Raw genomic sequence first — 13,539 nt, 5'->3', positions numbered from 1 at the left:
CTTCGTGTGAATCTATTATTTTATCAACTAGATATTTATTATGGATAGTTTTGTTTCACTTGCGTAGCACCAATGATGTAGTTGCAAATTTATTTTTGGATTATTGTAATTTTGTAGATAATGGTCGGAGTAGCGGGATTTGAACCCACGACCTCACCCACCCCAAGGGTGTGCGCTAGCCAGGCTGCGCTATACTCCGAATAAAATGGAATTGTGATAATAGCAAAAAAATATTAAATTAAAATGAAAAAGATTGCAAGAATAGAATCTTAAGAGCAAGACAATGCCCATTAGATTCTACTAAACTTATAACGATTCTATACGCGTTTTCATTACATCGTTTTGCGCATAAAAGGTAACTTTGCTTCCTTCTTTAATTTTGCCCTCTAAAATTAAATCAGCTAAGCGATCTTCTACTTCCTCATAAAGTGCTCTCTTAAGCGGACGCGCACCAAAAGTTGGGTCAAAACCCACTTTTGCAATCCACTCTTTTGCACTTGGCTCAAGCACTATGTTAATGTCGCGTTCATTCACTTTTCTCTCTATTGCTTTAAATAAAATCTCTACAATATGTGTAATTTGTTCCAATCCAAGTGGATTGAAAATAACAATATCATCTAAACGATTTAAAAATTCTGGTTTAAAATAATTCTTGAGTGCTTCTTTAACCGCATTTTCTCGTTCTTTCTCGTCTTTTAACTCCATAATTGCATTGCTTGCGATATTGCTCGTTAAAATAATAATAGTATTTCTAAAGTCAATTGTAACACCTTTATTATCCGTTAAACGCCCATCATCAAGGACTTGTAACAGCATATTAAAGACATCGGGGTGTGCCTTTTCAATTTCATCAAAAAGCACGACACTATAAGGCTTACGGCGCACTGCTTCCGTGAGTTGCCCACCTTCTTCGTAACCAACATATCCTGGAGGAGCACCAACAAGACGACTTGCTGCGTGTTTTTCCATATACTCACTCATATCAATGCGTATGAGGTTTTTCTCGCTATCAAAGAGGAATCGTGCGAGAGTTTTGGCAGATTCTGTCTTGCCAACTCCTGTTGGTCCTAAAAATAAAAAGCTTCCAATCGGGCGATTCAGCTCACTTAAACCCGCTTTATTGCGTTTAATAGCTCTTGCGATTGCGTGTAAAGCTTTGTCTTGTCCTACTACATCTTTTTTTAATTCATTTTCAATACTTAGGATTTTATCCTTTTCATCTTGAAGCATTTTCTTAATAGGAATCTGTGTCCAACGACTAATCACAGAAGCAATAGATTCTGGTAAGACTGCGTTTTTAAGTAAAGTTCCTGCTTCTTGCATTTTTCCCCATTTTTCGTTTTGGGATTCTAATTCTTTCTCTAATTCTGGAATCTTACCATAGTCAATTTCTGCTGCTTTGTTAAAGTCGCTATTGCGCTTTGCTAACTCGCTCTCAGTTCTTAAGGAATCAATTTGGATTTTGATGTTTGCAATAGTGTTAAAAACTTGCTTTTCACTCTCAAATTGCACCTCTAAGGCTTTTTTCCTCTCATTTTTATTTTCAATTTCCTTTTTGATTTCCTCTAAACGCACATTATTTTTGTCATTTTTTTCCATTAAAAGGGCTTCTTTTTCTACCTGTAAAGATTCCATTTCGCGCTTAACTTTTGCTAACTCACTAGGTTCAGATTCAATTTGCATTTTAAGTTCTGCGGCTGCCTCATCAATTAAATCAATAGCTTTATCAGGTAAAAATCTATCGGTAATATAGCGGTTAGAGAGTTTGGCAGCTGCAACTAACGCGCTATCGGTTATCGTTACATTGTGGTGTGCTTCTAGTTTCTCTTTGATTCCACGCAAGATTTGTAATGCTTCATTTACATTAGGTTCATTTAAGGTTACAGGTTGGAATCTACGCTGTAACGCTGCGTCTTTTTCAAAATACTTGCGATATTCTTTAAGCGTGGTTGCTCCAATCGTATGTAATTCTCCACGCGCTAAAGCAGGTTTTAGGATATTTGCTGCGTCCATACTACCCTCACTCGCACCAGCTCCTACAATTGTGTGAATTTCATCAATAAACAAAATGATATTTCCACTTTTTTTCACTTCGTCTATCACTTTTTTTAATCTATCTTCAAACTCTCCACGATATTTTGCACCCGCGATTAAAGCACTCATATCAAGAGCAATGACACGTTTATTCTGCAAAGAAATTGGCACTTCTTTTTTAATAATTCTTTGTGCAAGTCCTTCTACGATAGCAGTTTTACCTACTCCTGGCTCACCAAGTAGAATCGGATTATTTTTTGTTTTGCGAATAAGGATTTGCATCATATGTGTGATTTCTTCATCTCTACCAATCACAGGATCTAGTTTGCCCTCAAGTGCTTTTTTGGTTAAATCAATACCAAATTTTTCTAAACTTTCTAAGTTTTCATCACCACTTTGTGAATTAATTTTCGCTCCCGCTCGCATTGCTTCAAAAGTTTTCTTGAGTTCATTAATATCCAAATATTTGCTAAAGAGTTGTTTAATAGATTCATTTTGCAATGAACTCAAAATGAAAGTATCCAACGCAATGTAAGAATCCCCATTGCTTGTTGCTAAGCCATCTGCAAGATTGAAAGATTCGTTAAGATTGCGCGAAATTTTTAAATTTTCTTTACTGACTTGACTGCTTTTGGGTAAATTTCCTGCGATACTTTTGGCTTCTAGCTCTAGTGCATTTTTATCGCAATTTAGACGATTAAGTGCTTGATTAAGTAACGAATTTGTATTCGTTAGCATTGCCCAAAAAAGATGAATAGGCTCAATTTCTTGATTTTTATTATGCAATGCAAGAGAAGCTCCCTGCTCTAATGTTTCTTGTAGAGTATTAGTTAATTTTTCTAAAAGATTCATAAAAACTCCTTTACTTAAAATTTATCAAAATTATATAAATTTAGTCTAATATTGTCAAGTTTCATAATGATAAATTACTAAAACTTTCTAAATAATTTTACTAAAACAATAAAAGTTTGTAACACAAAATTTGAATTGATTTTGTGTTTTTTGGTATATTTAAATAAGGAGAAATTGTTGAATTTTAGTATGAATCAAGTGAGAAAATTAAGCCCTTGAAGGGCTTAGTCTAGTGATATTATTTTGCCACGATACTAAGGATTCTTCCATTACGATTAATTAACATACGTTTAGTTTGTCCTTTATACCGATTCATTGCATCGCTGAAGCTTTTAATATCACTAATGCTAAAGCTTTCAATTTGGATAATAATGTCTCCACTATTAAAGCCTAATTCTTCCGCTTTACTATTGGCTTGGACATTTGCAACCAAGACACCTTGTATATGGTTTGGGATTCCATATTTTGATTTTGTTTCTGAATTGAGAGCACTAATTTCAAGTCCAGCAATTCCGCTATTTTCTTTTATATTTTTTTGTTGTATTTCATTGGGTGCTTTAGTAAGTGCTAGATTTATGGTTTGTTCTTTTCTATCTCTTAGAATCGTTAAGCTTACTTTATCTTTTGGATTGAAAGTGCCGATAATATTTTTTAAATCCGCCGCTCCTTTAATCTCTTTATGATTAACTTTAATGATTAAATCCCAAACTTTTAAACCGCTTTTATCCGCAGGAGAATCTTTTTCAATCGCAATAACAACCGCACCTTTTTGATTTTTATATACTTCTTGCAAATCCCCACTAATATCTTGAATGCTAACTCCTAAATATCCGCGTTCAATCACACCATCTTCAATGAGAGCTTTGGAGATTTTTTTCACCATTTCACTAGGAATCGCAAATCCGATTCCATGATTTCCTCCTGTGCGAGAGAGGATTGCAGTATTGATTCCAATTAAGCCACCCCGACTATCCACGAGTGCGCCACCGCTATTTCCGGGATTAATAGAAGCATCGGTTTGGATAAAGTTTTCATAATCGTTAATTCCGATTCCACTTTTATTAAGGGCGGAGATAATGCCTTGTGTAATACTTTCACCTACACCAAAGGGATTACCAATTGCAAAAACAACATCTCCGACTTGCAAATCATTACTAGAGGAAAATTTCAAAAATGGTAGATTTTTTGCATTAATTTTAATAATGGCTAAATCACTTTTAGAATCTTTACCAATAACTTTGGCTTCATATTCTTTGTTGCTCTCTGGCATAGCAACTAAGATTTTATCCGCCCCATCAATCACGTGATTATTAGTTACAATGTAACCATCATTAGAAATTATCACTCCACTCCCTAGACTTCTTTCTACGCGGTCTTTTGGAATCATCGCACCAAACGCATCACCAAAGAATTGCTTAAAAAAAGGATCATTAAATAATGGGTGCCCTTGTAGATTGGGTGCTTTAACCTTTTTTTGTGTGGAGATATTGACCACAGCGTTTTTAGCATCTTTGATAGAATCATAATAAGAGTAGATTTTGGTTTGTGAGATATTTGGAGTTTCTCTCTCTGTAATATTTGGTAATTCAGCGACTTCAAAGGCGAAAACATTGCCAGCTAATAGTGCGCTTAAGAATAAAGTTTTAGCTTTCATTATTGCTCCTTAAAATTTTATTGATATTATTTCAAAAAAATGTAAATCAATCAATAATGAATCAAATGAGAGATAAAAAGGGCAATCAGAGTTTGCTTTGAACATAATCTCTCACTTCTTTATCTAAAGCAAAGATTTCTTCTCTATTTTTAAAATCTCTTTTCTTAAAAGTTTGCATACAATCTTGCACGATTTTTGGAATCACACCAAAAGGAATAGAGTCCTGTAAAAAGGCTTCTACCACAATTTCATTTGCAGCATTTAGAATTAAACCTAGCTTAGGATTATCTAATAATTCATTTTTAAGATTCCATAAAGGATAACGAGAAATTTCAATTGTTTGGAGATGATAATTTTTGTTTTGAAAGTTTAGCCTCTCAATGATTGGCGTGGATTTATCAATGTTTTTGAATGGATTTAAAAAGGATTCTGGCAGTCCAAGACCAAAACAGATTGCATACGCAATAGGCAGTTGCATATTTGCACTAGCAAAATGCGCAACAACACTTCCGTCCCAAAATTCTATTAGAGCGTGAATGTGAGAATTGCGTTCTATGAGAGCATCAATGTTTTTGCTGCTAAAAAGCCAATAGGCTTCTAAGATTTCAAAGAGTTTATTAACCATTGTTGCAGAATCAATCGTGATTTTTTTGCCCATTTGCCAATTTGGGTGTTTAAGGGCATTTGCTGCATTTTGATGAGGAATCGCATTTAAATTTGTATCACGAAATGCTCCCCCACTTGCAGTAATATAAAGATTTCTAAAAGGGCGAGGAGATTCGTGGAATCCTAATAAATAGCTTAGGCTAAAATGTTCGCTATCAATAGGAATGATTTTTGAAATATCCACAAATCCTCCCCCTGCAACTAAACTTTCTTTGTTGGCTAGCGCGATAGTTTTGCCACAATCCATAGCATAAAGCGTAGGCTCTAAGCCTAGAAACCCGCTAAGGGCATTAATAACCAATTTGGATTTAGAATCTTTTATTGCTTTTAAGATCCCCTCTTTGCCAATATAAATTTCTCCTTGAAAGTTCGGGGTAATCTTAGAAATATCCTGTTCTTGGGCAATAATTATGGCTTTTGGGTGATGTTTTAAGATTTGCGCGTTTAAAAGTGTAATATTTCTACCTACACCTAGCACCTCAACTTCCAACCCAAAGCGTTTGGCTATTTCTAGTGCATTCACACCGATAGAACCACTAGAACCAAGAATAATCATTATTGAACCACTCGTAAAAGCGTATAAAGTATAATAACGGCAAAAAAGTAGCCATCTAAGCGGTCAAGGATTCCTCCGTGTCCAGGTAGGATAGAGCCGCTGTCTTTCACTCCTGCTTGACGTTTAAGGTAGCTTTCATATAAATCACCAAAAACACTTGTAATACTTGTAATAAATGTCAGCACAAGGGAAGTGAAAAATCCACACACTCCAAGTCCCATTAAAGAACCAATCAAAGTTGCGATTCCAACTCCCACTAACACACCTTCTTTCGTTTTGTTGGGAGAGGTGGGGCAGAAAGCACTATTGGCAAAGAGTTTGCTTCCTAGAAGTTTGCCTCCAAAGTATGCAAAACTATCCGTAAGTCCCACAATGACAATGAGCCAAATAATTGCATTAATAGAATCGTCCAAATAAAGCAAATATAAAAAGATAAATGGAATCGTAGGGTAAATAAAAGGTAACATTTGCTCTAATTTGCCCTTTTTGGTATAGCTTTGGTATGCGCCTAGAAAAATTAAAATAACAAAAACACCAAGGGGAGATTCTAAGTAATAAACGCTCAACCATATTAGAATCGCAAAAGATAAAAAGAGAGGGCGAGGAGTTGTTTGGTTATAAAGTTTGTAGGATTCATAAAAACCAATGATAAATGCCACCCCAAGTACTGCCCATAAAAGTAAAGGATGATGAAAGAGGACAATTAAGACAATGGCAATTAGCATAACCATTGCAGTATAGAGACGTATAGGCTCAATCAGCTTTAAATTTTTAAGCATAAAAGTTCCTGAAATTCTTAAGATTTAATGAATTTAAGCTCAAATTATAACTCAAAAAACTTTTAAAGCACTTGAAAATAACTTTACAAAGCCTTACTTTGGGCTAATGATAATTTAACATCAAGAGAAAAAGAATTCTTTAAGATTCGCACTAAAACCTAGGAGTTCTAGGTTTAAATAACCAAAGATTCCTAAACTTAATGCGGTGATGAGTTTATCTGGGATTCCTCCTGTCTTAAAGCGCATAAAACTTGGCACAATATGATAATTGCATCTTTTAAAAGGTAAGAACAATGGCACACCGCTTAATGTCATCATATCGCCTATAAGATGAAAGATACAACCAAGTAGTAAGCCAATACTAAAGATTGTAATATTAATATTTTTTGACTCTACGCTACCAAATTGTTTAATGACATCAGCTACAAGTGGAATCTCTTTCCAAAAATTTTCATCTAAAGTGCTTAAGAGAAACAATAAAACTCCCATTAAAAGAATAAAGCAAAGGCTATGTGTGAAACCACGATGCCCAAAAATTGTTTTAATAAGGTTAGAAATACCTAGTGTTTTTTTGCCCAATAGAGAGTTTGGTTCATCAATGTCTGGCACAAGTGAGCCAAGCGCAACTGCACCATAGAATATACTCAAACCTGCTCCACTTAAAGGAGTGCTAGAAAGCGCATTAAACCCAACGATTCCACAAGCACTAAGTCCAAGTCCAAAGCTGATATGTGTTTTACCTAGCATATAAAATCTTTCAATTTATGATTGTGTGCGGACAATTAAGCTTTGAGGTAAATGGAATTTAGTAACCAATTCTCCCTCTTTTACCCTTTGCTCCCCATTATCTATTTCGTGATTAAAGCCTACCAAATGCAAAATGCCGTGGATAAAAAGCAAAGCAATTTCATCTTCTAAAGTATGTTTTAATTCTTGACTTACCTTTTGTGCATACTCCACAGAGATAATTACACTCCCTAAAATTAGGCTAAACTCTGATTCTAAAGGAAATGAAAGCACATCGGTAGGGGAATTTATACCACGAAATTCTGAATTAAAAGCAGCAATTTTTGCATTATCTACCAATAATAATTCGCAAGATTTTGGTGGTAATTTCAAATCTTGTAGAGTAGTTTGCAAAATAGAATCTAAAAAAACTAAAAATTCTTCTTTTAATGTAAAATTGCTCTGGTTGTCTATGTCAATGTGCTTCAATTTCTAACCCCACAGGACAATGGTCACTTCCTAAGATTTCAGGATAAATTTTTGCGTCAATTAGCTTAGAATTTAAGACGCAAGAGCATAAGAAATAATCAATCCGCCACCCTGTATTATTTACTCTTGCTTTTCCCATATAACTCCACCAGGTATAGGCATTTTCTAAGTTGGGATAAAAATAACGAAAAGTATCTGTGAATCCAGCATTTAGTAATTCGCTAATTTTTTTACGCTCTTCATCAGTAAATCCAGCATTTCTACGATTGCTTTTAGGATTTTTTAGATCAATTTCTTGATGGGCAACATTCAAATCTCCGCACACGATAACAGGTTTTTTATTTTCTAAATTCTTTAAAAATTGTCTAAAATCATCTTCCCACTCCATACGATATTCTAGCCTTTCTAATTCTCGCTTGGAATTGGGAGTATAGACATTCACGAGATAGAAATCCTCATATTCTGCTGTAATAATGCGTCCTTCTTTATCGTGATGAGCAATGCCCATATCGTAATGAACGCTAACAGGTTCAGATTTACTAAGAATGATTACGCCAGAGTACCCCTTTTTTTCCGCACTATTCCAATATTCTTGATAGTTTGGGAAATCAAAATCTGCTTGGTCGCGTTGCATTTTGGATTCTTGAATGCAAAATACATCTGCATTCATTGCGTTAAAAAAATCCATAAAGCCTTTATTCATACAAGCACGTAAGCCATTCACATTCCAAGAAATTATTTTCATTCTTCTCCTTTCTTTTTCCTCAATTTGGCAAACAATGTTCCAAAAATCGCTAAACTAATAAACACGCCAAGTAACACCCACATTGTGTTTTGACCAAAGTATTTTAACTTAGAATCTAAATGTTCCAATAGATATGCCCAACATAGAATCGCAAAGTTTGTCCCACTTAACACCACCCCAAGATTAAGAAAAACATTTAAACGCATAAAATATCCAATAGCTGCACCCACGATAGGTCCTGTCATCCAAAAGGGCAACCAAACAAATACAAAGAGACCCAAAATTCCATATTTTTGAATTGGTTTTTCATATTTTTGTGCAACTTCATAAATTGAACGGAAAAATTTTTCTGTCTTTTTAAAAGTGCTAATTCCTTCTATGCTCCATACAAAAAGGGGATAAAGGATAATCACAAGGGTATTTTCAATATAAATATTTAAAATTGTAGCCCAAATCATATTAAATCCCAATGCCAAAGCTAGAGAGATTCCTGCTGCTCGCCCAAAAATTAGTGAGCTTAAACTTACACTTAAGAGTTTATCACCCACACCATTTTGAAGCAACAAACAAATAAGAATCGTAATGCCATAAAAGGCTAATAGTGCGATTCCACAGACTAAAAGTTTTGTCTCTATACTATGAGGCTGTGTTAAGATTAAGCGATAAAGTGTGGAATCTCTCATATTATTTTGGATGTCGGACACTTCCTGTATAAAATGGCTCACATTTGCCTGTATCACCAATTACAGGTTTAGCAACATTTTGCGCACCTTTTTTTAATTGACCAAAGAGAGAAGTCGCAAGATTAACCGCAGTTGAAATCGTTGTTTGTGTTACTTCAATTTTGGGACTATCTAATGTTCCTTTAATTTTTTGAGAATATTTTGCACAATCCTTATTATCTAATAATCCAATCGTAAAATTTTGGAAAGCATTGTTGTTTAGATTAATAGCACCGATTGCGGCAATTCTAGTTTTTCCTGTGGCAAAAGCTACATCCTGTGCAGTGGCGATTCCATTTTTTACATTAAATTTTGCTTCCAATTCTTTGATAACGCTTTTAGATTCTATAACTGCATTTAGTCCTAGCATACTGACATTTGTCCCTTTTGTCACGGCAACCCCTAAAGGACCTGCAAGCACAAATGCACCTACATCTAATAGGTTTATGCTATTGGTTTTTTCAAAGTTGCTTACAAGCGCATCAATATCTACGCTATAAATTTCTAAATTTTTACTATTGAGTTCTGCAACACCATTGAGATTTGCTAAAATTGTCTTAGAGTCTTTGCCTTTAATAGTTAAATCTGCATTAGTATTGATAATGCCTCCTTTAACTAGCTTGCCATTACCTGTAAAATTAGCAATTTTTTTCACATCTAAATTTGCACCTTGCAAAGTAAATCTTTCTTCCTTAAGCTGAACATTTAAATCACCAAAATCTTTATTTTGCAAATTAAAGCTTGGGATTCCATTGGCAAATCCTGCACTTCCTTTAAGAGACAATGCACCCTTTAATGTCATATCTAATGGATTGATATTGGCAATATCTGGAGTGTTGAAAGTAAAGTTTGCGCTATAAGCATCTTGAGGTAAATTGATTTTGGCATTATAGATTTCAACATTCAAATCTTTACCATTAGCTTTGATTTGAGCTTCACCATTCCCATTTTTTAAACTCCCATTTCCATTGAGTGCTAAGGAAATATCTTGTTTAAATTTCATTCCACTTAACGCATTAAGAGTAGCTTTTGTAAGAGTGATTTGCTTGGAATCTATACTAAAGTCCCCATCAAAACTAGAATTTTTAAAATTTTTGAGATTTGCTTTTGCGTCTAGTTGCCCCTGCACATCATATTTTAATAGCTTAGCAAATTTTTGCAAGTTAAGATGATTAACTTCTACTTCTACATTTGCAGGAGAATAATCATTTAAAACCGCATTCGCAACGAGTTTAGAGTCAAATAAATCACTTTGTGCTTGTGCTTTAAGTTTTTTAGAGTCTCCATTGATTTGGGCATTTAGAGTATTGTTGTTAGCAATTTGTAACCCTTCTAAATTTAAGCTTGCAATTTGGCTTTTAAGGTTAGCGTCTAGTTGATAGTTGAGGGTATTTAAATTAATTTTATCTACTTTGGCATTTAAGCTGACTACACCATTCACATCATAAGGAGCAGTATTGGTATAGTTTGCAACAAGATTTAAAATCTCTTTTAAGCTTAAATCCTGCGCACGAATTGTCAAGTCTGTGGGTGTGTAGTTTGGTAGGTTGATATGGGCTAAAATAGGATTTTTAATGAGATGGAGAGCAAGAGCTGCCTCTTGGTCTGTAATATTGCTTGATTTGAGATTAATGTTTGCTACTATTGGGGATTTAAGTGCGATTCCATTGAGGCTAATTTTTTCAAGATTTATCAAAATATCTCCATTGGTTGCATAATCTTTTAAACTAGCTTTTAAGTTATCAGAACTTAATTTTAGATAACTAGAGGAAGCAAGTAAAGTTGTGATAATATGGTCTTTTTGCGCCTTTCCATTCATTGCAAGTTTAATGGGATCATTGGGCAAGAGAATCCCATAAGACTTGTTGAGAAGTGTAATATTTGGAGAAATTGCATTAGAAGCAATTTGGAATCCACCACTTGGCGCATTTAAGTCAGAAATATCCATATCAGCATTTAACAAAATCTTACCACTTGCGTATTTGGGCTGGTTTAAAAAAGCAAGTAGAGATTCTAGCTTAATCCCATCTTCAGTTGTAATAAACAAACGTCTTGGATTATAGTTTTCTAATGTGATGTCGGTATGGATTGTGCTATTAAATGCGTTAATATCTGCTTTTACTTCCAAATCATTAGATTTTTTTACTATATCTCCATTAAGGTTGATTCCACCATTTAATTTCATTCCGATGAGTTGCTCATAAGGGCTTAAATCTTTAATGATTGCATAAATTTTTGCGTTAGTATTGAGTGTAAAAAGTGAATAATCTCCATTGAGTGCAATTTGAGATTTTTGCTTATCTGTCAGACTAAAAGCATACGAATTAAATCCTAGTTTAAAGTGCGTAAATTCTAAACCAATAGGAGCTTTCTCGTTTGCAATCTGTATGATTTTGTTTTTTAAAAATTCATTTCCACTGCTTGAGAATAACCAAGCTAGAGTTCCACTTGTAATAAGTAGTAATGCAACAACAAAGATTCCTAAGTATTTCAAAATTTTTTTCATAAATTTACCTCGTCTTTCTAAATAAAATTAATCGTGATTTTAGCAAAATTAAATTAATAAAAACGATAAATAAAGTTTTTATACTTCATAAAACCATAAAGATTGCCGATATATAATATGTAGTTCTTTTTATAAGACTATAAATAAACAGAAAGGAGTCTGTAAATGTTATCAGGAATTGATAGTAGTGCAGTAGCAACAAGTGGAAATTTGAATGTTTTAAAAAAAGCGATGGAAAGCGAAGAAGCCTTAATGGGTTCAATTATTAATGGTATGCAAGGAGCGCAAAGCAATCTGCAAACACAATCTTCAGCAGTATCTGCACCAGCTCCACAAGCGCCAAATACTAGTGTAAATGCGTTAGATATTATGGCATAGTTTAAAGCACTTTTTAGTGCTTTAATAACTTCTTTAAAAATTTTCAAAATTTATCTTTTATTTACAAAATATTTTCTATAATCGCCGATTTTATTTTTGAATTTTAAAATAAGAGTAAAAGGGATTAATGACAAGACAAAACTTTTCAACTCAATTTGTTAATGGTGTTATGCGTTATGCAACAAACCGGTATTTGAGCTTACAAAGGAGTGAGCTAACCAAACTTCCTGCGCCAAATTTACAGAAAGTCAAAAACAAAAATTATCTGCTTTATATTCACGTGCCATTTTGTGCTACGCTTTGCACTTATTGTTCTTTTAATCGGTTTTTGTTTCAAGAGGATAAAGCACGAGCTTATTTTACGAATCTGCGTAAAGAAATGCAAATGGTAAAGGATTTAGGATATGATTTTAATGCAGTTTATGTAGGAGGCGGGACGACCTCTATTCTACCTGATGAATTGTGTAAAACGCTTGATTTAGCAAAATCTCTTTTTAATATCAAAGAAGTTTCTTGTGAATCTGACCCAAATCATCTACAAAAAGAGATTTTAGAGAGTTTTAAAGGTAGGATTGATAGGCTTTCAGTGGGAGTACAAAGCTTTGATGATGGAATCTTACGCAAAACTGGACGTTATGAGAAATTTGGTAGTGGTGAGGTAACGCGCCAAAAACTAGAGCAAGTTATAGGGATTTTACCCATTTTAAATGTAGATTTAATTTTTAATTTTCCTAATCAAACTCAAGAAATGCTTGCTCGTGATTTGGAAATTATTCAAGCATTAAAACCTAATCAACTGACGACTTATCCTTTAATGTCTTCTCCTTCAGTTAAGAGTATTTTAAAACGTTCCATTGGAGAAATAGATTTAAAAAAAGAAGCACAATTTTATCAGCAGATTTTAAAAACTCTTTCTTCGGATTTTATTCCTTTATCTAGTTGGGCATTTTCACATAAAGGAAGTGAAATTTTTGATGAGTATGTAGTGGATAATGATGAATATGTTGGCATTGGTTCTGGATCTTTTAGTTTTTTAAATGGCACATTATATATCAATACTTTTTCACTTAAAACTTATGCCCATAGAATCCAAAATGAAAAAATGGGTGTAATAAGAGAACGCAAATATTCCAAAAAAGCACAATTACAATATCGCTTAATGGTAGAACTTTTTGGAGGTAAAGCAAGTATAGAACGATTCCAAACACTCTATAACTCCAATTTAGAGAGAGATTTAATGAAAGAAATTGCTTTCTTACGATTAAGTGGTAATATTTTTAAAAAAGGAAATGCTTATTATCCCACAGAAAAAGGAAAATATCTTTTTATGTCTATGATGAAAGAGTTTTATATCGGTATGGACCGCGTGCGTGAAGAATCCCGTGCTATGCTAAATGAGGAAGATATGTAAAAAGATATGTGGTTAAAGTTT

General features: G+C 33.9%; 11 protein-coding genes and 1 tRNA gene. 2 read left to right on the top strand and 10 right to left on the bottom strand.

Annotated features, from left to right (window positions below; translation table 11 throughout):
* Positions 1 to 121: 121 nt before the first annotated feature.
* The 10 genes from Q0Y61_RS06880 to Q0Y61_RS06835 form a co-directional block, all read right to left on the bottom strand.
* Positions 122 to 199: transfer RNA gene (locus Q0Y61_RS06880), tRNA-Pro, on the bottom strand.
* Between the two features lie 107 nt (positions 200 to 306).
* On the bottom strand, positions 307 to 2,886 hold the full coding sequence (locus tag Q0Y61_RS06875; RefSeq protein ID WP_297813422.1) for an AAA family ATPase: 2,580 nt from the start codon (positions 2,884 to 2,886) through the stop codon (positions 307 to 309).
* 238 nt (positions 2,887 to 3,124) lie between these two features.
* Complete coding sequence (locus Q0Y61_RS06870; protein ID WP_297813419.1) at positions 3,125 to 4,540, bottom strand: Do family serine endopeptidase; 1,416 nt, start codon at positions 4,538 to 4,540, stop codon at positions 3,125 to 3,127.
* Between the two features lie 85 nt (positions 4,541 to 4,625).
* Positions 4,626 to 5,762: a 1-deoxy-D-xylulose-5-phosphate reductoisomerase gene (gene dxr, locus Q0Y61_RS06865; RefSeq protein ID WP_297813416.1), complete on the bottom strand. Its 1,137-nt coding sequence runs from the start codon at positions 5,760 to 5,762 to the stop codon at positions 4,626 to 4,628.
* Positions 5,762 to 6,541: a phosphatidate cytidylyltransferase gene (locus Q0Y61_RS06860; RefSeq protein WP_297813413.1), complete on the bottom strand. Its 780-nt coding sequence runs from the start codon at positions 6,539 to 6,541 to the stop codon at positions 5,762 to 5,764. The genes dxr and Q0Y61_RS06860 overlap by 1 nt, the downstream gene beginning before the upstream one ends.
* 120 nt (positions 6,542 to 6,661) lie before the next feature.
* Positions 6,662 to 7,288 carry a metal-dependent hydrolase gene (locus Q0Y61_RS06855; protein WP_297813410.1) on the bottom strand — a complete coding sequence of 209 codons (627 nt, stop codon included), beginning with the start codon at positions 7,286 to 7,288 and terminating at the stop codon, positions 6,662 to 6,664.
* 15 nt (positions 7,289 to 7,303) lie between these two features.
* On the bottom strand, positions 7,304 to 7,756 hold the full coding sequence (gene ybeY / locus Q0Y61_RS06850; protein ID WP_297813407.1) for an rRNA maturation RNase YbeY: 453 nt from the start codon (positions 7,754 to 7,756) through the stop codon (positions 7,304 to 7,306).
* Positions 7,743 to 8,501 (bottom strand): exodeoxyribonuclease III, encoded by a 759-nt coding sequence (locus Q0Y61_RS06845; protein WP_297813404.1) that lies wholly within the window; start codon positions 8,499 to 8,501, stop codon positions 7,743 to 7,745. The genes ybeY and Q0Y61_RS06845 overlap by 14 nt, the downstream gene beginning before the upstream one ends.
* Positions 8,498 to 9,205, bottom strand: a complete 708-nt coding sequence (locus tag Q0Y61_RS06840; protein ID WP_297813401.1) for a small multi-drug export protein — start codon at positions 9,203 to 9,205, stop codon at positions 8,498 to 8,500. Before Q0Y61_RS06840 ends, Q0Y61_RS06845 begins: the two co-directional genes overlap by 4 nt.
* The gene (locus Q0Y61_RS06835) at positions 9,186 to 11,729 is read right to left on the bottom strand and encodes an AsmA-like C-terminal region-containing protein (RefSeq protein ID WP_297813397.1); all 2,544 of its coding nucleotides are present in this window, start codon (positions 11,727 to 11,729) and stop codon (positions 9,186 to 9,188) included. Before Q0Y61_RS06835 ends, Q0Y61_RS06840 begins: the two co-directional genes overlap by 20 nt.
* Positions 11,730 to 11,894: 165 nt before the next feature.
* Here Q0Y61_RS06835 and Q0Y61_RS06830 point away from each other — a divergent pair, with 165 nt between their 5' ends.
* Together Q0Y61_RS06830 and Q0Y61_RS06825 are read left to right on the top strand one after the other, a co-directional pair.
* Positions 11,895 to 12,107, top strand: coding sequence for a hypothetical protein (locus Q0Y61_RS06830; RefSeq protein ID WP_297813395.1), 213 nt, complete (start codon positions 11,895 to 11,897; stop codon positions 12,105 to 12,107).
* 127 nt (positions 12,108 to 12,234) lie between these two features.
* Entirely contained in the window at positions 12,235 to 13,518 is a 1,284-nt protein-coding gene (locus Q0Y61_RS06825; RefSeq protein WP_297813392.1) for a coproporphyrinogen III oxidase family protein, read from the top strand.
* Positions 13,519 to 13,539: the final 21 nt, after the last annotated feature.

The organism is uncultured Helicobacter sp., assembly GCF_947367035.1.
GTDB lineage: Bacteria > Campylobacterota > Campylobacteria > Campylobacterales > Helicobacteraceae > Helicobacter_D.
This window is presented reverse-complemented; position numbering and strand designations above follow the sequence as displayed.